The 20,911-nt window shown below is 57.1% G+C and carries 22 protein-coding genes; 13 read left to right on the plus strand and 9 right to left on the minus strand.

Annotation, left to right across the window (positions count from 1 at the left end; translation table 11 throughout):
- Positions 1-60 precede the first annotated feature (60 nt).
- Entirely contained in the window at positions 61-306 is a 246-nt protein-coding gene (locus A4E19_03945) for a hypothetical protein (GenBank protein ID OQW33548.1), read from the minus strand.
- 23 nt (positions 307-329) lie between these two features.
- On the opposite strand from A4E19_03945, the gene A4E19_03950 reads away from it, so the two are divergent.
- Together A4E19_03950 and A4E19_03955 are read left to right on the plus strand one after the other, a co-directional pair.
- Positions 330-1,151, plus strand: a complete 822-nt coding sequence (locus A4E19_03950) for a hypothetical protein (protein OQW33549.1) — start codon at positions 330-332, stop codon at positions 1,149-1,151.
- A gap of 21 nt (positions 1,152-1,172) precedes the next feature.
- Positions 1,173-1,625 (plus strand): hypothetical protein, encoded by a 453-nt coding sequence (locus A4E19_03955; protein OQW33550.1) that lies wholly within the window; start codon positions 1,173-1,175, stop codon positions 1,623-1,625.
- Between the two features lie 53 nt (positions 1,626-1,678).
- Here A4E19_03955 and A4E19_03960 read toward each other — a convergent pair whose 3' ends face one another.
- The gene (locus A4E19_03960; protein ID OQW33656.1) at positions 1,679-2,521 is read right to left on the minus strand and encodes a hypothetical protein; all 843 of its coding nucleotides are present in this window, start codon (positions 2,519-2,521) and stop codon (positions 1,679-1,681) included.
- Between the two features lie 175 nt (positions 2,522-2,696).
- Here A4E19_03960 and A4E19_03965 point away from each other — a divergent pair, with 175 nt between their 5' ends.
- Positions 2,697-3,071: a hypothetical protein gene (locus A4E19_03965; GenBank protein OQW33551.1), complete on the plus strand. Its 375-nt coding sequence runs from the start codon at positions 2,697-2,699 to the stop codon at positions 3,069-3,071.
- A 287-nt stretch (positions 3,072-3,358) separates the two neighbouring features.
- Here A4E19_03965 and A4E19_03970 read toward each other — a convergent pair whose 3' ends face one another.
- Positions 3,359-4,447 (minus strand): hypothetical protein, encoded by a 1,089-nt coding sequence (locus tag A4E19_03970; GenBank protein OQW33552.1) that lies wholly within the window; start codon positions 4,445-4,447, stop codon positions 3,359-3,361.
- A 245-nt stretch (positions 4,448-4,692) separates the two neighbouring features.
- Here A4E19_03970 and A4E19_03975 point away from each other — a divergent pair, with 245 nt between their 5' ends.
- The 7 genes from A4E19_03975 (at position 4,693) to A4E19_04005 (ending at position 12,293) form a co-directional block, all read left to right on the plus strand.
- Positions 4,693-6,111, plus strand: coding sequence for a pyruvate carboxylase subunit A (locus A4E19_03975; protein OQW33553.1), 1,419 nt, complete (start codon positions 4,693-4,695; stop codon positions 6,109-6,111).
- Between the two features lie 231 nt (positions 6,112-6,342).
- The gene (locus A4E19_03980) at positions 6,343-8,109 is read left to right on the plus strand and encodes a pyruvate carboxylase subunit B (protein OQW33657.1); all 1,767 of its coding nucleotides are present in this window, start codon (positions 6,343-6,345) and stop codon (positions 8,107-8,109) included.
- Complete coding sequence (locus tag A4E19_03985) at positions 8,084-9,112, plus strand: hypothetical protein (GenBank protein ID OQW33554.1); 1,029 nt, start codon at positions 8,084-8,086, stop codon at positions 9,110-9,112. The genes A4E19_03980 and A4E19_03985 overlap by 26 nt, the downstream gene beginning before the upstream one ends.
- Before the next feature lie 37 nt (positions 9,113-9,149).
- On the plus strand, positions 9,150-9,815 hold the full coding sequence (locus A4E19_03990; GenBank protein ID OQW33555.1) for a 2-Cys peroxiredoxin: 666 nt from the start codon (positions 9,150-9,152) through the stop codon (positions 9,813-9,815).
- An 81-nt stretch (positions 9,816-9,896) separates the two neighbouring features.
- Positions 9,897-11,300 carry an NAD(P)(+) transhydrogenase gene (locus A4E19_03995; GenBank protein ID OQW33556.1) on the plus strand — a complete coding sequence of 468 codons (1,404 nt, stop codon included), beginning with the start codon at positions 9,897-9,899 and terminating at the stop codon, positions 11,298-11,300.
- Between the two features lie 66 nt (positions 11,301-11,366).
- Entirely contained in the window at positions 11,367-12,035 is a 669-nt protein-coding gene (locus tag A4E19_04000) for a thiaminase II (protein ID OQW33557.1), read from the plus strand.
- A 3-nt stretch (positions 12,036-12,038) separates the two neighbouring features.
- On the plus strand, positions 12,039-12,293 hold the full coding sequence (locus A4E19_04005; protein OQW33558.1) for a hypothetical protein: 255 nt from the start codon (positions 12,039-12,041) through the stop codon (positions 12,291-12,293).
- Positions 12,294-12,467: 174 nt separating this feature from the next.
- On the opposite strand, the gene A4E19_04010 is transcribed toward A4E19_04005, so the two are convergent.
- From A4E19_04010 to aspA, 3 genes are all read right to left on the minus strand, one after another.
- On the minus strand, positions 12,468-14,834 hold the full coding sequence (locus tag A4E19_04010; protein ID OQW33658.1) for an RNA-binding transcriptional accessory protein: 2,367 nt from the start codon (positions 14,832-14,834) through the stop codon (positions 12,468-12,470).
- Between the two features lie 161 nt (positions 14,835-14,995).
- Positions 14,996-15,547, minus strand: coding sequence for a hypothetical protein (locus A4E19_04015; GenBank protein ID OQW33559.1), 552 nt, complete (start codon positions 15,545-15,547; stop codon positions 14,996-14,998).
- A gap of 214 nt (positions 15,548-15,761) precedes the next feature.
- Positions 15,762-17,180, minus strand: coding sequence for an aspartate ammonia-lyase (gene aspA, locus A4E19_04020; protein ID OQW33659.1), 1,419 nt, complete (start codon positions 17,178-17,180; stop codon positions 15,762-15,764).
- Positions 17,181-17,380: 200 nt separating this feature from the next.
- On the opposite strand from aspA, the gene A4E19_04025 reads away from it, so the two are divergent.
- Positions 17,381-17,572, plus strand: a complete 192-nt coding sequence (locus A4E19_04025; protein OQW33560.1) for a hypothetical protein — start codon at positions 17,381-17,383, stop codon at positions 17,570-17,572.
- Positions 17,573-17,617: 45 nt separating this feature from the next.
- On the opposite strand, the gene A4E19_04030 is transcribed toward A4E19_04025, so the two are convergent.
- The gene (locus A4E19_04030) at positions 17,618-17,881 is read right to left on the minus strand and encodes a hypothetical protein (GenBank protein ID OQW33561.1); all 264 of its coding nucleotides are present in this window, start codon (positions 17,879-17,881) and stop codon (positions 17,618-17,620) included.
- Positions 17,882-18,100: 219 nt separating this feature from the next.
- Here A4E19_04030 and A4E19_04035 point away from each other — a divergent pair, with 219 nt between their 5' ends.
- On the plus strand, positions 18,101-18,370 hold the full coding sequence (locus A4E19_04035; GenBank protein OQW33562.1) for a hypothetical protein: 270 nt from the start codon (positions 18,101-18,103) through the stop codon (positions 18,368-18,370).
- 252 nt (positions 18,371-18,622) lie between these two features.
- Positions 18,623-18,850, plus strand: coding sequence for a hypothetical protein (locus tag A4E19_04040; protein OQW33563.1), 228 nt, complete (start codon positions 18,623-18,625; stop codon positions 18,848-18,850).
- A gap of 306 nt (positions 18,851-19,156) precedes the next feature.
- Here the strand turns inward: A4E19_04040 and A4E19_04045 are convergent, their stop codons facing one another.
- Together A4E19_04045 and A4E19_04050 are read right to left on the minus strand one after the other, a co-directional pair.
- Positions 19,157-19,606, minus strand: coding sequence for a heat-shock protein Hsp20 (locus tag A4E19_04045; GenBank protein ID OQW33564.1), 450 nt, complete (start codon positions 19,604-19,606; stop codon positions 19,157-19,159).
- 141 nt (positions 19,607-19,747) lie between these two features.
- The gene (locus tag A4E19_04050; protein OQW33660.1) at positions 19,748-20,884 is read right to left on the minus strand and encodes a citrate synthase; all 1,137 of its coding nucleotides are present in this window, start codon (positions 20,882-20,884) and stop codon (positions 19,748-19,750) included.
- Positions 20,885-20,911: the final 27 nt, after the last annotated feature.

Genomic DNA, 20,911 nt, shown 5'->3' on the forward strand with positions numbered 1-20,911 from the left:
GCAATTCGAGGCCGCCCAGTCCGTGCATACCAGAGTCGAGGACACGGAATGCCCCTATTGTCAGGCCCGCCAGGCCATCCGGCTCATGTCTTCGTTCTCTTCCAATGTCGTCGGCGACCGCAAACCCGGCTTTACCGAGCTGAAGGCCAAAGCGATGAATGAAGAACGGATGCAGCGCTTTGCCCAATTGCCGCCGCTGAACGCCGTCCGCAACATGCCGCCTCCGAACATGACCTCGGAGTCGGATTCGCAGTCGACTGGAGACTCGACATCTTGAGGATCCGATATCGACACCAAATCCGGCATGAACTCCCGGAGGAACCGGTTCGATGACCGGCAGTTCCTTCGTGGCCGGGCTGCTCATCGCCCTGAGCGTCTCGGTATTCCCTGCTGTCGTATGCGCTCAAACTGTCGGAAGTCTCGTGATTGCCGGCAATGGGCCGGAACAAACCACCATCGAAGCCTTGGCTCGCGCCTTCGAAAAGATGAATCCCCGTGCCTATGTCGACATTTTGTGGGACGAGGATTCCAAACCGTTGCACTTGGTCAAAACAGGCCAGGCTCAGATCGCCGTCACGGGAGCCGAAGATCCCTCCTTCGCAGCAACACAGATCGGTTGGGATGGAATCGGCATCGTGGTCCATTTGTCCAACTTCACCAAAGAGGTCACCACGAAACAAGTCGCCGACATGTTTTCGGGAAAGATCAAAGATTGGTCGGAACTGGGAGGACCGGAGACCAAGATTCTCCTGATCGACAGACCACGAAACCAAAACGTTCGGGGATCCTTTGAAACCCAACTGGGGATCGCCGGAACAATTTCTGATTCCGCCAAAGTGATCGATACGGATGAGGCCGTCGTGAAAGCCGTCGTCGGCACCCTGCCCCCGCTCTCCGCCGTGGCCTATATCTCGTTGAGCACAGGCCTCTCGGCCGTGTCGGACGGCGTCGCCGTCCGCTTGCTTCCGGTGGATAAGGTCGAGCCGGAGGTGCCGACGGTGAAGGACGGCCGCTACAGCCTTCGACGCCCACTATTGCTGCTCGCGAAAAAAGAACCAAGTCCTCTGGTTGAAGCCTTTTCACAGTTCGCACTCTCCCCAGCCGGACAAGCGATCGTCGGAGAAATCTATGTTCCGATGCCGAAGAAATAGTTCCCGTGGAAGGAGGTCACGATGTTTCCCCGATTTCTGTTGCCCTTCCTGATGGTGGTGTGGCCAGGGCTCGCCGGTTTTCCTGTGTCCGCTGTTGCCGAAGAAGGAGTGATCGTCGATGGAGCCGGCTATACGCTGCACGACACGGAATCAATCAAGGGCCACGATGAACAAACCATCGAGAAAGACCCGATCTGCGACAGCAGCAAAAAACCAAAAATCACTCAAGTCGAGCCCGACGAAGCCAAGCCGGGACAAACGATCCTCATCAAGGGTGAGAATTTTGGAACGAGAGATTGTTTCCGTGGCGTGGCCTTCAGTGCGGCCGGCCCCACCAAGATCGACTACAGATTCGTCAACGACACGACCATCGAAGTGACGGTTCCTCCTGTTCAGCCCGGCATGTCATTCATCGATGTCGTCGCCGGCGGCGGCAACGCCCGATCGAAAGCCTTCTTGGTGCAAGCCAAGTAAAAGAGTTCCTGTTTGACGATTGAGAACACCGTGCAAGCTTGGATCGAGAGGGACTATCCGTCGGCGGCCTGTTGTCGTACGGCTCTGGCGAGATTCTCGGGTGTCCCGATATCCAGATAACGGTCCTCTGGAAATTTCACGCTTTGGATCGACAGGCCGACCTTGAGGGCCGCCTGTAAAACCACCCCCACGGCAAGGTCCCCTCCCGGATCGTTGGCTCTGTTCGTCAGCAGGCCCATGTTCCGCTTTGTCTCATCTGAGCGCAGGAACCGGTGGAGAAACTCGGAAAAGACCGGGGTCCAGACCGCGAAACACCAGCCAAACGTCAGTGTCGTCGCAGGTGGCTTCATCACGATCTCACGAACCCGGCCGTCCTGGTCCGTCGCCACCATATCCCAGACACGTGTATCGTCGATGCGATGCAGGCCTAAGACGATGTCCGCATCGGTTTCCTCCTGTCGCGCGATCAATCGCATGTACGCGTCGGGAGGACCGAATAAAATATCCGGAAAACCGAACGCAATGCGATGCTCCGCAATGAATGGATAGGCTCGATCGAGTGTGTCGGGCGGGCCAAGAGAGCCGGGAATGACCACGTACGCAAGCGACATGCCCACTGCCTGTCCTTCCTGAAAATAGTTGGGGATATCCCATTTCCCATCGCGGATAACAAGGAACGTTTTTGAGATTCCGGCTGTCCGGAACTTTTCCAACAGATACTGCGCCGCCACTTTCGGTCGTGGCATGCCCGTCTGGGGGTCTGTCGTGAAACCGACCGGAAACAGTTCTTTGCTGCAGGGAAAGGGCTGGAGACGCTTGGCCTGTCCAGCGGCAGGGACGAGTCCGACGACCTCCGGCCAAGTCCGATGAGGTTGATCGATGGGAGATAGGGTCATGGGGTGGACATTATCGCCGGATTCGATGGGTGAGTCCACCGGTTGCTCGTACAACACGGTCTGAGTTGTTGTAACACAATAGGTCCGAGCTCTCACATGCCTCGACAAAAGAACGTCGCATCCTGTACCTTATCAGCTGACGGCGACAGACTTATCAATCGAGAGAGTTCATCTCATGCAGAACTTTTGGGTCCCCATAACCGTATCAACCATCATCGTGATCACAGGTCTTTCCATTTCCCTCCCGGCCCTGGCAACCCCACCCATCAAAGAACGACTTCCCTTGATGCTGAGCGGTTCAGGTTGCGACAGCAAACAGACGGAGATGAATCGCGTCCTGCAAGCCATTCCCGGGGTAACCGGCGTGTACTTCAATCGTGTCCCGGATCATGTACTCGTGGACATTACTCCCAGTACCGTAAAACCGACGGATGTCGTGAACCGCGTCAACGATGCGGCATCCTCATGGCAATGCAAGGTTGAGCTCATGCAGTCCTGCATCACCGCCGACATGCCCACTGCCTCAGTCGCTCCGCACCAGCATGAATGAGTGATTGTTGGTCCGTTCTCCGCCTGTTACGGACAACGCTTTCCAGGCAACACGATCCAATACCCTTTCTGAGCCTTCGATGCCGACTCGCGACCATGGAGCAAGCGATGAGTCGCTTGTAGGAGACTTTTTCTTGCGATAGCACATCGTTCAATTGCATCGATCTTCATCTTCCCGCTGCACATCACTCCAGCGATCCAAACCACCGCTCGAATTTGGATTTGTTATCTCTCGGCATTGTCCAATCTCGTTGAACATAAGATGATACTGAAAGTCGAAGCATCATTTCATGATGCAGCCGGCTGGCCTGCGGTGGGCTTTGCCCGGAAGTCTTGGATGATGTTCCAGACGCGCAGGACGTCGAGCGTCAGTGTGGCGCCGTAGGTGGGACCGTAGTCGCGCTCCACGATGTTTCCCATACTATCGTTCCAGGTTTCGAATCGGACCGGACCGGCGGAAGCCGCGATCGACCAGGCAAAATGCTTCTGACTCTCTCCCGCCGCATTGACGAAGATTCCGGTATCCCACATGAGCGCAAACTCGATTTCCCAGGACGGGATCGTTTCGCCCTTCTCGGTCGTCCAATACTGGCCGATGGCAATCGACGGCTGCACCAGTCCCGCGGTATTTCTCACGGCATGGAGCGCGGACCCGTCGCTCTGATAACTGATCCGTCCCAAGGCGGAAGCCCGCAGACTTACATCTCCCCAACGTCCCGAGTAGATGGTCGGCGTGATCGGCATTCTCCTGATGCCCGCGCGCAAAAATCCCTGTTGGTAGATCGTCCCGACCGAAAAGCCCCCGCCCACGAATATGATTTTCGGCCGAAACAAGGGCAACCACCGCGTCACGGAGCCATCGACCATCGCGTCGGTCTCGATGCGAGGATCCACACTGGGAACCTTTGGAAGCCCGCGCAACTGATGAACGAATTTATTTTGAAGATATTGAGTGATTTCATCCCCCGTGGGGCTGATGCCGGCGGTGAGATTGGTGCTCCAGCCTTGCAAAATTCCACCCCAATGTTGAGTCCAGCTCATCGTGATCAAGTTGAAGCCGAGTGTCGTCCCGACCGTGGAATCGTATCTATTCCCCAAGCCGTCCGTTGGAGTAAACCGATTGAGGGTCAGCCCGCCGGTAATCGTGGAATACTGGTCGGGGAACGACATACTTCCCCAGTGGACGGAGGGTGCGGGAGTTTCACTCCATGCCGGAGATGCGACCATGCCGCCACACAAGAGAATTCCGAGGAAAGCAATCAGTCTCTTCCGCATCCCTTGAAAAGTTGTCCGGCGATGAAATGCGGCTACCAGCCCATGGCTGCTCCTCATCTCGCTGAAGTTTTGCCTCAGAGGCATGAGCGTAATCCTGGCCATATGGAAGTGTTCTCCTCGATTAAGGATGACCGCTCACCATGCAATCACTTTGGCACTCTACAGGAATCAGGCACATGAGGCGACCCCATTGTTTGATGATCGGCTGAGAGCAACTCTTCGTTTAATTATAGACTTTAGACTTCTCGCGGATGCTTCTCCCTCGACAGACCTCCTGATCCTATGCTAGCTTACGCGTTCGTTTTCCAGGTTTCTTCCTTTCCCCACGAGAGCTGACTGGCGCGGACATGTTCAAGAAGATCTTAGTCGCCAATCGCGGCGAAATTGCCATGCGGATCATCCGCGCCTGCCGCGAATTGAACATCGCGACCGCCGCCATCTATTCCGAAGCGGATTCGACCGGCATCTATGTGAAGAAGGCGGACGAATCCTACCTGGTCGGACCCGGGCCGGTGAAGGGCTTCCTGGATAGCAATCAGATCGTCGACTTGGCTACAAGGATCGGCGCCGATGCCGTCCATCCGGGGTACGGGTTTCTTTCTGAAAATGCGGAGTTCGCCGAGCTCTGCCAGGCATCCGGTATTACGTTCATCGGCCCGTCCACTCACGCCATTACCTTAATGGGCAGCAAGGTCAAGGCACGCGAGCTGGCCGAATCGGCCGGTGTCCCGATCGTGCCCGGCACGGATGGAGCCATTACCAGCATCAAAGAAGCCCTGGCCTTCGCCAAGAGAGCCGGCTATCCGGTCATGATCAAGGCGAGTGCCGGGGGCGGCGGTCGCGGACTTCGAGTCGTTCGGTCCGACGACGAGCTGCGAGAAAACATGGAAGTCGCCGCGCGCGAGGCTCAGGCCTCATTCGGCGACGGCAGCGTCTTCATCGAAAAGTATATCGAGCGGCCGCATCATATCGAGTTTCAAATACTGGGGGATCGGCACGGCAATATCATCCATCTCGGTGAACGTGACTGTTCGATCCAGCGACGCCACCAAAAATTGATCGAGATCGCCCCGTCGTTGGTTCTGACACAGGAGCTCAGGGAAGAGATGGGCAACGCCGCCATCACCATCGCACGTGCGGTGAACTACGACAACGCGGGAACGGTGGAGTTCCTGCTCGATCAACAAGGCAAGTTCTACTTCATCGAAATGAACCCCCGCCTCCAAGTCGAGCATACGGTAACGGAGCAGATCACGGCCATCGACATCGTGCGAAATCAGATCAAGATCGCGGCGGGCCTGCCGCTCAGCATCCAGCAAAAAGACGTCATCCTGCAAGGCCACGCGATTCAGTGCCGGATCAACGCGGAAGACCCCAAAAACAATTTCCTGCCCTGTACTGGTACCGTCACGGCCTACCTCTCTCCCGGTGGAATCGGCGTCCGCATCGACGGGGCCGTGTACAAGGATTACACCGTACCGCCCTACTACGATGCGCTGCTGGCCAAGTTGACGGTCAGAGGCCGCACCTGGGAGGAAACCGTCAGCCGTATGCGACGTTCTCTTGAAGAGTACGTGCTCCGTGGCGTGAAAACCACCATTCCATTCATGGAGGCGATCATGCAGGAGCCGGACTTCATCGCCGGACGCTTCGACACATCCTATCTGGACACACACCCTGAATTGTACTCGTACCACGAGTTTGAGCAGCCGGAAGACCTCGTGCTGGCGCTGTCCGCCGCCATCGCCGCCTACGAAGGACTCTAAGTCAAACAACCTTCTGTTTTCCAACGAGATGTACTGAATACCATGGCGAAAAGACGACCACCGACAAAGAAACTGCAGAAGAAGACCCGATCGTCCGCTCCGACGATCAAGACCTCAAAAAGCGCCGCATCCCGTCCCAGTGAGCTCTCGATCTCGCCGGCTCCGGGCAAGCCGGTCCTGATCACGGATGTCGCGCTGCGCGACGGTCATCAATCGTTGCTCGCGACGCGCATGCGCACGGAAGACATGCTGCCGATCGCACAAAAGCTGGATGCCGTGGGCTATTGGTCGCTGGAGGTCTGGGGGGGCGCGACGTTCGACACCTGTCTGCGCTTTTTGAAGGAAGATCCTTGGGAGCGACTCAGGGCCCTGCGGGCCGCCATGCCCAATACCAAGCTCCAAATGTTGTTGCGGGGGCAAAATCTCGTGGGCTATCGCCATTACGCCGACGACGTGGTGGAACGGTTCATCGAGCGTTCAGCCACGAACGGCATCGATGTGTTCCGCATCTTCGACGCGCTCAACGACGTGCGAAATCTTGATCGCGCCGTCAGCGAAGTGAAGGCCTGCGGCAAACATGCGGAAGCCACCATTTGTTATACCGTCAGCCCGGTCCATAGCATCGATCGCTTTGTGGACCTCGCCAAGAAGCTGGAAGATCTGGGAACGGATACGATTTGCATCAAGGACATGGCAGGACTGTTGGCCCCGCTCGACGCCTACCATTTGGTGCGTCGGCTGAAGGCCGCCGTCAAGGTCCCGCTGCATCTCCACTCGCATTACACGTCCGGTATGGCGTCCATGGCCTCGCTGATGGCGATTCTGGGCGGTCTCGACATGCTCGATACCTCGATTTCTCCGCTGGCAGGGGGCACGTCTCACCCGGCGACGGAAACCTTAGTCGCTTCGCTTCAGCATACACCCTACGACACGGGACTGGACCTCTCATCCTTCCAACCGATCACCGAACACTTCCGAACGGTCCGCCGCAAGTATCGGCAGTTCGAGAGCGACTTTACCGGCGTGGATGCCGAAATTCTCATGTCGCAGATCCCCGGCGGCATGCTGTCGAACTTGGCCGCCCAGCTGACGGAGCAGAATGCCCTGGACCGGATGAAGGAAGTGCTCGATGAAGTCCCGCGTGTGAGAAAGGAGATGGGTTATCCCCCGCTCGTCACCCCGACCAGTCAAATCGTCGGCACGCAGGCGACGCTCAACGTGCTGACCGGCGAGCGGTACAAGGTCATCACCACCGAGACCAAGAACTATTTCTTGGGACTGTACGGCCGTGCCCCGGGACAGGTCGACCTCGACGTCATGGCTCGCGCGACCGGCGATGAAACACCGATCAAAACCAGGCCGGCCGACCGACTGGAACCGGAATTGGATGAAGCGAAAAAGGAACTTCCGGACTCGGCCCACACGATCGAGGACCAGCTGTCGTTCGTGCTGTTTCCAAACATCGCGCGAGACTTTTTTGAGGCCCGCGAGAAAGGCGAGTTGACCCCCGAGCCGCTCGAATTGGGCTCGGCGAAGGGACCGGCCACCGCTCACGAACTGCACCTGGCCCCCGTCGAGTTCAACGTCACGGTGCATGGCGAAACCTATCATGTGAAGGTCTCAGGATCCGGGCGAAAGATCGACGGACGCAAGCCCTACTATATCCGGGTCAACGATAAGCTCGAAGAGGTGTCGCTCGAACCCATCCAGGAAGTGCTCGCCGGTGTCCCCGAATCCCCGGAGACTCAATCGGGAGGAAAACCCAAACGTCCTCGACCTTCGAAACCCGGTGATGTGGCGCCGCCCATGCCGGGTCGAGTGGTGAAAATCCTCGTGGCGGTCGACGATCGCGTGAAGGCCGGCGATCCCCTCTTGATCATCGAAGCGATGAAGATGGAAAGCCGGGTACCGGCGCCGATCGACGGGAGAGTCGCCACGATCCTGACCGCCGAAGGTGACAATGTGAAGACGGATGAAACAGTCATTCAACTGGAGTAAATCCGGCACCGTCTCGGTGCTTCGCCCATGCGGTTCCCGGCATCTGGTGCGGCTCATCGTCTGTCTTGTATCGTATCTCATGACCGCCTGTGCCGCCCCCGTGCAGATTCCGCCCTATTTTGAAACGCTCGAACGTTCCCCGATAGAACGTATTCCCATCAAAACCGTGCTCGTCCATGATCAACGGATCGCGTATCTGGATGTCGGCACCGGCCCGCCGGTGATCTTGATCCACGGCTTCGGTGGCTCCATGTGGCAGTGGGAACATCAGCAACATGCCCTCTCTCAACATTTCCGCACCGTGACGCTCGACCTGCCAGGCGCCGGATTATCCGATAAGCCGGACATCGACTATCTGCCGGGTCAAATGTTGGACTTCTTTGTCGGATTCATGGACGCGCTGCAGATTCAACGAGCCACCGTGGTCGGCAATTCCATGGGCGCGGGTTTGGCTATCGGAATGGCCTTGACGCATCCGAGCCGGGTCGACAAACTCGTGCTCATAGGCGGATTGCCGTCCAATGTCATGGCCAAACTTACCAGCCGGTCCTTCCGACAAGCATTGGAAACTCGTGCGCCCGCCTGGTTGATCTCATTCGGGAATTGGCTGTTCGGCGGCCTGGTCACCGATTCCGTCCTGAAAGAAATCGTCCACGACCACCGCCTCCTCACACCCGCCGTCATCGAACGGTCCAACCAGAACCGCCGACGCCCCGGCATCATCAAGCCCATTATGGCGATGAGAAACGCCCTCCCCTCTTGGGAAACTGATTTCGCTCCCCGCCTCCCGACCATCACGCATCCGACCATGATCATCTGGGGTGAAAACGATCGGGTGTTTCCCATCGCCGTGGGTGAAGAACTTCGCCATCGAATCCGAGGGTCCGCGTTCGTCAAGATCTCCCATGCCGGCCATATGCCGCAATGGGAACGACCGGACTTGGTTAACCGATCGCTGATCGCGTATATTCAATCAGAGCCCCGACCAGATAGCCTCTATTAAGGTCAACGATCACCCATTCATTAGAAAGGAGCTTACGATGCGGACGAGATATTTTGGGTTCATGGGCGCCACGCTGTGCCTTTCACTGGCCCTCGCCGGATGTCAGGCGATGGGAGGGTCACCCAACGCCGGATTTTCCTACAAGAGTATGCCCGTGGCGGACGGAAGCGTGGTGGCAGGCGAAGGCAACAAGGTCCTGTTCAAAGGGAATCCTCTCACACTCGCAGGCAGCGGGGTGAAAGTCGGCGATCTGTTGCGCGACGTGAAAGTCGCCCAAAACGATCTCTCTCTCGTGAATATCGCGGAGACCAAAGGCGCCGGCAAAGTACGCGTGATCAGCGTCGTCCCTTCGCTGGATACTCCCGTGTGCGAACAGCAGACCCATCTTCTGAGCGAACGGAATAAAGGCCTCGATAAAGTGGTGGAGCTCATCACCGTGAGTGTCGATACCCCCTTTGCCCAGAAACGCTTTGCCGAAGAAGCCAAGATTAACAACGTGACCTTCCTATCCGACTATCGGGGAGCTGAGTTTGGGAAGACCCACGGTCTCTTCCTGGAAGGTCCTCACATTCTGACGCGCGCGGTCATGGTCGTCGACAAGACGAACACCATTCGTTATCTTCAGATTACCCCGGAGCTCACCCATCTCCCGGATATGGAAGAAGCGCTCCAGTTCGCGCGCCGATTGGTGACGGAAAGTTAAGAGGAGATACTTTGGACCTGAGGTGACGGACCTGTCGCCGGAGACGCGGCTTACCCGTCACCTCAGTGTCCAGAGGATCTGATGGCTCACTACGATTTATTAGTCATCGGCACCGGACCCGCCGGCCAAAAGGCTGCCATTCAGGCGGCCAAGCTCAACAAGAAAGTCGGGATCATCGAGCGAAAGACGGTCGTCGGAGGGGTCTGCATCAATACGGGAACGATTCCGAGCAAGTCCCTCCGCGAAGCGGTGCTCTATCTCTCCGGGTTTCGTCAGCGCAGTATCTACGGAGAAGAGTACCGCCTAAAAAGAAAGATACGGATTGAAGACTTGGCCTTCCGGGCGAATCACGTCATCAAACATGAGATCCAAATCGTACAGAATCAGATGGCTCGGAACCAGGTCGATATGTTTTTTGGTGCGGCCAGCTTTCTCGATCCGCACCGCCTCCGCATCGACACGAGCCGCGGCCCGCTCGAGCTGACGGCGGATTTCATCGTCATCGCCGTCGGCACGGAGCCGGCTCGACCGGCGCACATCCCGTTCGACGGCCATACCATCATCGATACGGACGGGCTGTTGACCCTGAAACGCATCCCCGGCTCCATCGTCATCGTCGGAGGCGGGGTGATCGGAACGGAATACGCCTCGATGCTTGCCGCGTTGGGAATCCCCGTGACTCTCATCGATAAGCGACCGCGGCTGTTGGAGTTCGTTGACGCGGAGATCATCGACACGCTTCAACAACGCATGAAGGACCTCGGCGTGGTTCTGTATCACAATGAAGAAGTCCTCGCGATCACAAAAAAATGGAACAGATCCATCCAAGTATCCCTGCGCCATGCCAGACCGATCCACACATCGACACTGATGTACGCGATCGGGCGGGTTGGGGCCACTCAATCGCTGAACCTCCACACCATCGAACTCAAGACGGATGACCGAGGACGTCTGACCGTCAATGAGCATTTCCAAACGGCGATTCCCCACATCTATGCGGCCGGCGATGTCATCGGCTTTCCGGCACTGGCCTCGACGTCGATGCAACAGGGGCGCCATGCCGCCTGCCATGCCTTTGGCCACCCGGACCGCACGGATACCTCGCTCCTCCCGTACGGTATCTATGCCATTCCTGAGATTTCCATGGTCGGCCGCAATGAGGAAGAACTGACCCGGACGGATGTTCCCTACGGAGTCGGCATTGCCCGTTACAAAGAGATTGCCCGAGGACAGTTGATCGGCGATGAAACCGGTATGCTTAAAATCCTGTTTCATCGGCACACGAGACATCTGCTCGGCGTCCACGCCATCGGCGAAGGAGCCACGGAGCTGATCCACATCGGCCAAGCCGTCATGGCCTTTCATGGCAAGATCGATTATTTTATCGACACGGTTTTCAATTATCCGACGTTGGCCGAATGTTACAAAGTCGCAGCCCTGGACGGCATGAATCGCATGCCGAGGCCATGGGTCCCCTACATCTGATCGTGCCGCGTGTGATGTGAGACCTGTCTCGCGCGTGAGAGCCACAAGGTAACGAAGGAGTCCGCCATGTCCTTTTCGAACCACCTACGCAAACTTGCCACGTCGATCTGGGATGCCCAACTGAGTCACCCCTTCGTCGTGGGTCTTGGCAACGGCACACTGCCTGAACAGAAGTTCAAGTATTACATACTCCAGGACGCGCGGTTTCTGGGTGATCTGGCGCGTGTATTTTCTGCGGCGGCAATCGTCGCGCCGGACTCAGAAAGCGCCTTGCGGTTCAACAAGCTGGCGGAAGAGACCATCGTGGTCGAACGCAGTCTGCACGAAAATTACGGCAAACGTTGGACCATGACGGTGAAACAGATGACGTCCGTTCCGATGGCACCGACGAACCATGCCTACACCAGACACATGCTGGCCGTCGCGGCCTCCGGCACCGCGACGGAGATCACGGTCGTCGCCCTCCCCTGTGCCTGGGTGTATTGTGTCGTCGGCCAACATTTACTCAGGAAAGGACCTCCGCCCAAGAACCATCCCTACCGGGATTGGTTGATCCTGTACGCCTCGCCGGAGTTTGCCGAAGTCCAGTTGTGGATGCGGAAAAAAGTCGATCAGTGGGCCAAGACCGCCGGCAAGGAAGAACTGCGGCGAATGGAAGACTCCTTCATCATCAGTTCACGCTATGAATGGATGTTTTGGGACATGGCGTGGAACGAAGAGAAGTGGCCGGTATAGAACATGGATGGAGCCATGATGCTGGGATTGACCGCCGGAACACTGACGACGGTCGCATTTATTCCTCAACTCGCGAAGGCGTGGAAATCCAGATCGACCGGCGATTTATCCTGGGGGATGGTAACCATCTTCAGCACAGGCGTACTGTTGTGGCTCATCTACGGAATTTGGATCGATTCGCTGCCTGTCATACTGGCGAATGCAGTGACCCTTCTTCTCCAGCTCGGGATCGTCACGCTGAAAATCAAATACGGGTAGCACGCGGAGTCTTATAGAGTGGCAAACAATCGTTCTGCAAGATAACGAGCGCTCTGGGTGTCATCTCACCCTTGCGCCACTGGAAGTCTCCTTAGGTTGAAGCGATGTCTCGCACGGCCGATCCATTGGGTCTGATTCGTCGTAGACGACTTGATAAGAACAATAGAATGTTCGTTATGACTTCTGTCTCGCCTTCGCCAACGCCAGAGCCATCGCGCCGATCGGCTGAGGGGTTCGTGCTGTCTGGCTGGACGGCGACGGTCCACGACCGCGGGAGTCACGTGTTGCCTGACTCCCGGACTGTGCCTGAGCAGATGGACGACTCGCCGCATCTTCCAATCGCATAGTCAGGGCAATGCGCTGACGCTTCAGATCGACGTCGATTACTTTCACTTTGACGATCTGCCCCGGCTTCACCACCTCGTGTGGGTCTTTGATGAATTTGTTTGCCAATGCGGATACGTGCACGAGACCATCCTGATGGACGCCGATGTCGACGAATGCGCCGAAGGCCGCCACGTTTGTGACCACGCCCTCCAACACCATGCCGGGCTGCAGATCGCTTACGGATTCGACCCCCTCGCGGAAGGTCGCGGTCTTGAATTCAGGTCGAGGATCGCGGCCCGGTTTTTCCAGCTCGGCAAAAATGTCCCGCACCGTCGGCAATCCAAACCTTTCATCCGTGAAATCCGCCGGCGACACCTCCTTCAAGACCCCCGGTCTGCGCATCACATCCGAAATTTCCGTTCCTAACCTGGTCAAAATACGTTCCACGACGGGGTAGGCCTCCGGGTGCACGGCAGATCGATCCAAAGGGTTGTCGCCGTCTTGAATGCGTAAAAAGCCGGCCGCCTGCTCAAAGGCCTTGTCGCCAAGACGCGGCACGTTGCGGATCGCAGTCCGGTTGGGAAAGGGTCCATGTGCATTTCGATAGTCCACAATATTCCTGGCCAGTGCTTTGTTGAGGCCCGAGACCCGCTCCAATAAAGGCACCGATGCCGTATTGACGTCCACGCCGACGGCATTCACGCAATCTTCCACCGTGGCATCGAGGGATCGGGCCAATGCCCGCTGATCGACGTCATGCTGATATTGCCCGACGCCGATCGCCTTCGGTTCAATCTTCACCAGCTCGGCCAGCGGATCCTGCACCCGTCGAGCGATGGACACCGCACCTCGTAAGCTTACGTCCAACTCGGGAAACTCCGCCGCGGCAAAGGCCGAGGCCGAATACACCGACGCTCCGGCTTCACTCACCACGATTTTTGCCAACTTGCGGTCGGGCTGCTGACTCGTGATTAACTTGATCAGCTCGCCCGCCAACTTGTCGGTCTCCCGGCTGGCCGTCCCGTTGCCGATCGCCACCAATTCCACGCCATGGCGAACGACCAGACGGACCAATGTTTCCGATGACCCTTGCCAATCATTGCGCGGCTGATGCGGATAGATCGTCTCGGTTGCCAATAATTTACCCGTGGCATCGACCACCGCGATTTTACAACCCGTGCGAATGCCGGGATCCAGGCCGAGGATGACCTTGGGCCCGGCCGGTGCCGCCAGCAGCAACTCATGGAGATTCTTGGCGAAAATTTTGATCGCCTCGGCCTCGGCCGCATCACGCAATTGCATGAACAATTCGGTGCTGAGCGTCATATGAAGCTTCACGCGCCAGGTCCATTCACAAACCCCCATCAGCCATTTGTCCGCCGGTCGGCCACGATCTTGAACGCCCGCATGCGCGGCGACCATCGCGACACAGGGATGTGGGACGACCGTCTCCAGCGCTTCGCCCAGGCCCAACTCCAGCTTTAGAATTCCGAGCGAACGACCTCGGAAGAGCGCGAGGGCGCGATGTGATGGAATGGCCTTGATCGGTTCCGCATAGGCATAATAATCACGGAATTTTTCTTCTTCGGCCGTCTCCTTGTCTTTCATCACGGTCGAGGTCACGACGCCTTCGTTCCACAACTTCGACCGCAGCGGGGTCAACAGGTCAGCCGCTTCGGCAAACCGCTCCATCAGAATGTCGCGGGCTCCCTCCAACGCGGTTTTGGCATCGGGGACATTGATCGCCTCCACCCCTTCCGCAGCCGGCACAACGCGCAGGTACTTGAGCGCTTCCTGCTCCGGATGCAACAGCGGATCAGCTAACAGCCCGTCGGCCAGCGGTTCCAATCCTGCCTCGCGGGCGATTTGCGCACGGGTGCGTCGTTTGGGTTTGAAGGGCAGATACAGGTCTTCGAGCGCTTGTTTGGTGGTGACGGACTCGATGCGCTCACGCAACACATCCGTGAGCTTGCCTTGTTCTTCAATCGAGCCCAACACGGCGGCACGCCGCTCCTCCAGTTCTCGAAGATAGCGCAAGCGGTCTTCCAATATACGCAATTGCGTATCGTCCAAGTTGCCGGTCGCCTCCTTGCGATAGCGGGCGATGAATGGAACCGTGGCGCCTCCGTCGAGCAATGCCACGGCGGCGCTTATTTGAGATGCCCCGACGCCGAGTTCCGTGGCCACAATCGAAACAATCTTGAGCGTTGCCATATCCGTTGAAGTCTGAGTCGCCTCCGTTGTCATCGGTATCGATCGCCTATGTTTCCGAACGCGCCATTTCGTTCGCGCTCTTTGAGAGGTGGAGAAGAAAAAGTCGCCGAGCTTTCAGTGGTCTTCCAGGTCAGGAGGGCATGACGGGAGATCGCAACATGTCAATGTGCCAGGGTTCCGAACGCGGCAAACAGTCGACCCGTCAGGTAATAAGTCCCCGGGGCGTCACCCTGGTACTTGCGTCGCAGGTAGTCGTTCAAAATCCGTCCATCAGCGGCCTTGTGCATGTCGGGATGTTTCAAGTTCATGCGATAGCGTTCGATTCCGGCGGAAACCGAGCTCACAAACACCACGGTCCCGTCCAGATCCACCTTTTCGACGACACCGACATGCGTCAACGGATCGTTCGGCAATCCGTCACGGTTGAAATCCCAGGTATTGTGGAAAAAGACCAGATCCCCCGGATTGACGGTTGGGCCATAGTGAATCCGCCCATGTTGCACCACATGGGTAAAGATGCGCCCGACGCCGTTGCCGCCGTCAAGCTCGCCCAGTCCGCCGTACAAGTCAACACGCTGCGAGGCGTACACCCCCCGGACAAATCCGGAGCAGTCCGGGGCATAGCTTCGGCCACCGACCTGAATACGGGACTGACCCACAAACCGCACGGCGGTTTGTGCGAGCGCCGTCTGCCGCGGGATGCCTTTGGCCATCGCACAGCAATGTGCTCCCCGTGTACTCATCGGGGACATTAGGCTTCTTTCACCATGGAGCGGCTGGCGCCCGTTTGCGGCACAGCCGGAGACCAGGCCGGAAACCAGCAGGGCCAGAATCCCGATCATGAATGAGCGGCTGTGTCCGACAGAACTCATCATGCACTTAGTATACAGACCGGCTGCCATAAGACAATACCTACGGTCCGTTCCGCTATCCTCCGGCGGAACCCACTGGCCCCCCTGGTTCCGTCATGCGCCAAGGATCGAGGAGTTGAGCAAGACGTTTGTCCGGCAAAACCTTTTGGTCTTTGGCCACCTGTCTGACAGTCTTGCCGGACTTGTAGGCGTCCTTCGCCAGTTTTGCCGCTGCTTCGTACCCGATCTCCGGGGCAAGCGCCGTGCACATCGCGAGACTCTCCTCAATGAGACTCTTGCACCGCTCTTCGTTCGCCTTAATGCCCTCAATACACTTCGCGGCAAAGTTATTGGACGCCGTGGCCAGCAGTTCGATCGACTGGAGCAGATTATAGGCCATCACCGGCATCATGACGATGAGTTCAAAGTTTGCCGCTTGGCCGCCGACCGTGACCGTCACATCGTTGCCAATCACTTGTGCACAGACCATCGTCACGGATTCCGCGATGACCGGGTTCACCTTTCCCGGCATGATGGAAGAGCCAGGCTGGGTCTCTGGCAAATTGATTTCTCCTAGTCCGCAGCGGGGGCCCGACCCAAGCCAGCGAATGTCATTGGCGATCTTCATCAGGCTCACAGCCAACACTCGCAATTGCCCACTGGCTTCAACTAGCGAATCTTGGGCCGACTGGGCCTCGAAATGATTCTTGGCTTCTTTGAAGGAGCAGCCAGTCTCTTTAGAAATGATCGCCATCACCTTAGCGGAAAATTTCGGATGGCAGTTGAGCCCCGTCCCCACTGCCGTCCCTCCAAGCGCCACTTCAGCCAAAGCTTCCTGGGCCTGCTTCACTCGCTGAATCCCAAGTTCAATCTGGCGGGCATAGCCACCGAATTCCTGCCCCAAACGAACCGGCGTCGCATCCTGCAAATGCGTGCGCCCGATCTTCACGATTGTGTCGAACTCCTTGGCCTTGCCTCTCAGCGCCTTGTGCAGCCGAGTGAGCGCCGGGAGCAGTTGCTGCTGCATCATCTCCGACCCGGCGATGTGAATGGCCGTCGGAATCACATCGTTGCTCGACTGGCCAAGGTTCACGTGGTCGTTCGGATGCACCAGCTTGCTGCCGCGCGCGCCGCCGAGGAGCTCCGTCGCGCGGTTGGAAATGACCTCGTTCGTGTTCATATTGGTGGACGTGCCGGACCCCGTCTGAAAAATATCGACCGGGAACTCGGCGTCCAATCTACCTTCGACCACTTCGGTCGCCGCCTGTTTGATCGCCTCAGCCGGCTTCTTGTCCAACAAGCCAAGAGAATGGTTCACCGTGGCCGCGGCGCGCTTGATCATTCCCATGGCCCGGATGACCGCCCGCGGTATCCGGAGCGAGCTGATCGGGAAATTTTCGATCGCGCGCGCCGTCTGCACACCATAGTAGGCTTCGGCGGGAACAGCGAGTTCCCCCATGGTATCTCGTTCCATTCGAGTCGGCACTGATGACATACTTTGATTCGGTTTCATGCGTGGCGCTCCATCAATTAGAGGTTCTCACTACTCGCGGGCGCCATGATAAACTCAGCTCGCCGACTTTCACAAGAGCAGACCTCCCATGACTCCTCCGTCCGTCACCGGTCGACGCCTATGCCGGGGCATAAGCGTGAAGAAACACCTCGTGCCGTTACAGTGGATGAAGCCCCTTATCGGTGGAGGAGGATTTGGATCCCTGGCGCACCAAGATCCAGAGCTGCTTTCGCGTCCGCGCCGGCGACGGGCAGCGATATGTGTTGCGGTATGGCCTCGACGAAGATGTCTGTCCGACAATTAACGATCTGAGCGCTGTGGGGAAGAACCAGAAGGCCCGCCTTGGGCTGGCGGGTTTTTGCGACGATCAGTGAGGCAATCCTGTTCGGTTCAGATGTCCTACAATGCCTCTCAGTCCATCACCTTTGCGTGATTTCGCCCTCGCCCCCGTTGACGCTATTCGCCTCGGGTCGGAACATGTAGACCGGTTCGTGCTTCGCGATCTTGAACAAATGCACGATGTCGATCCCCATCCCTGTTAATGCGAGGCACCACCCCCCGACGATCATCAACCAGGCCGGTGAAAACGCTTCTGACGGCTGGTCGAAGTCGAATACAGCCATCACGCCCGCGAGCGCCAGCACCATTCCAACCGTTATCAGTCCATAACTGAGAGTTTTCATCTTCGCCTCCTCAAACATGTCCAGACCATGAACAAGTTCGACAGTTCAGCGGAGAGCCCACCCCTTCCTATTCGTGCGATGGCAGCGCTTCACACCTCCTCTGCATGCACCTGACCAGTACGGCGAGAATCCTGAAAAACTTGGGAGGGACTCTACTCGTTTTCGTCAAATAGGCAATACGCAAAGATGACCCTATCGAGCAGATCCGATTGGGTCTTCATGGTCGATGGAAATATCCGAGGCGGTGGATTGCGCCGATCACTCCTCCGGCGAAGTGACGGTTCCTCGTTTAAAGAATGTCGCCAGCTGCTTGGCCGCAAATGCACTCAAAACGATGCGGTTCGTGAGCGAGATCTGACTATCAGGCTGTCTCTGATCTCGGGATTGATTCAATCCAACGCTCAAAATAATCTCTCCTTTGGTGCTCACCACCTGACGGATGTTGGGGACAATAATCTTGGCGCCGACACGATCGAGCCGAATGCATGAAGACAGAAGTCATTGAGACAAACGGATGGCAACAGATGGAAGCGGCACCCCTTATGGTCCATCGTATGGTATACAGAGCCCTGTGGAAAAACGTTCCTGACCGGAAAGGGAAAGGCCCCATGGCGAAACAGCTTAAAAAACCCACCGTAGAAGTCCCGGCCGACCTCTTAACGCCTGCGACCACGGCAAGCGGCGAAGGGGTCACCTCCACCGTGAGAAGAGGGCTTGAATTGGTCGCTGCCGGAGACGCCTATGGTCGCCTGGGGCGATTTCGCGGCAAGGTCAAGTTGGGGTCAAGTTCTCAGAGCTGCGGCTGGACTGATGCTGCGCCTCGATACAAGTTCCCTGATCGACTATCCGCAAGGCGAAGAAGGGGCTGATGTTGATGTGATCGATCAGGCTCTCCTTGATCAAGTCATAGTTCTTTCACCGGTCACCGTGTCGGAACTTCTCAGCGACCCCCATCTCTCACAGATTTGAAACGGACGATCTTTGAACTTCCTACTCTCCATTACAACAGAAGGCTTTTTGGAACGTGCCGGACTCCTCCGAGCGAAAGTGCTCAGAACCGGTCGCCGAGCCAATTTGGCCGATACCCTCATCACTCAAAGCCGCCTCGATCACCATGCGATACTTGCCATGATCCAGCGACCAACGACGGTATGGGCTGCGATATCCCTTTGATGACGAGGCCTGGGAAATGGATGATGCAGGAATTAAGTACTAAGCAATAAAAAGGCCCGCCTTCTGAGGCGGGCCTTTGTTCGAGAACTGTTTCGGATCGGCTTACCCCACCTTGACTTCGATAGCCTTCGGTTTCGCCTTCTCCGACTTCGGGAGATGGAGATTCAACACCCCATCCTTGAACTCGGCTTTGACCTTCTCCTCTTCGATCACATCCGGCAAGGAGAAGCTCCGAACGAAACTGCCGTACGATCGTTCGATCCGATGGAACTTCTTCCCCTTCTCTTCCTTCTCGTGCTTGCGCTCACCCTGAATGGTCAACACCCCGTCTTCGAGCGTGACCTTCACGTCTTCCTTCTTCACGTCCGGAATCTCGGCCTTGATCTGATACTCCCCTTCGGTCTCGCTGATATCGACCGACGGTGTCCAATCCGCCACAATCATGGTTTCCTTCCCATTGGTACGCGATGCGGCAGGACGCGCGAACATACGATTCAACCGATCCGAGACTTCTTCCAGTTCACGAAACGGATCCCATCGTACGAGTGCCATAGCAACCTCCCTTTATGTGCGTTCTTATTCAGAATGTTCGGTTATGTCTGCTGGCGCCGCGCCGATTCAACCGCCTGACGGATAGATAAATCCGCCTGTGGGCAAGTCAAGAGGATGCGGAGGAGCTGGTCAATACGGAGGTTACCGCTGGTCTATCGGCACATAGGGACGGTCATGCTCGCCGGAATAGATTTGATCGGGTCGGAACAGTTTGTTTTCGCGCAGCTGTTCCAGCCAATGAGCCAACCACCCTGAGACCCGCGCAATGGCAAACAGCGGCGTGAAGAGATCGACATCGATGCCCATCTTATCGTAGATAATTCCGGAATAGAAATCGACGTTGGGATATACCCCTTTGTTGTTCAGGACCTTTCCGGCCGTCTTCTCGACCTCTAACGCCGTTTCATAAAGAGGTGAACTGCCGCACTCTTCGAACAGCCGCCGGCAAAGATCCTGAAGGACGGTGGCACGGGGATCTTTGACCTTGTAGACACGGTGACCGAACCCCATCAGCTTTTTCTTGCTCTGCAGGGCCTGCTCAACGTAAGACCGCGCCTTCTCCGAGGCGCCGATCTCTCTCAACATGACGACCACTTCTTCGTTGGCGCCCCCATGCAAGGGACCTTTCAAGGCACCGATCGAGGATGCCACGACCGTATAGGGATCGGCCAAGGTTGAGGCCGTCACCAGTCCTGTGAAAGTGGACGCGTTCATGGTGTGTTCCGCGTGGAGAATCAGGCAGTCATCAAAAATCTCGGACCACAAGGGCGGCACCGCGGTCTCGGTCAGCATGTAGAAAAAATTCTCGCTGAACCCAAGGTCGTCGCGGGGGGAGATTGGATCATCACCACGGCGCAGCCTTGCCCAGGCCGCCACGATCGTGGGCAACTTCGCGACAAGCCGAACGGCGCTCCAATAATTGTTTTCGACGTCTTTGACGTTACGGCCGGGATAAAACATGCCGAGTGCCGCCACCGCCGCCTGGAGGGCATCCATCGGATGTCCTTGTTCGGGCAAGCACTTCAAGAGGTCGATGATGCGGAACTTGATGCGCCGATGATGGGTGACATCGGTCATCCATTGTTGAAATTCCCTCTTTGACGGGAGATGACCAAAAAGCAGGAGATAGGCCGTTTCCAAGTACGATGAACTCGTACAGAGGGTCTCCACGCGAATGCCCCGGTACTCGAGGATGCCTCGTTGCCCGTCCACATCGCTGATCGATGACGTGGCCGCCGGCACACCGGCTAAGCCAGGCATAAAATCATGGGGCATGATCACACCTTAGAACAAAGACATACGTCG

The organism is Nitrospira sp. SG-bin1 (assembly GCA_002083365.1).
GTDB lineage: Bacteria > Nitrospirota > Nitrospiria > Nitrospirales > Nitrospiraceae > Nitrospira_D.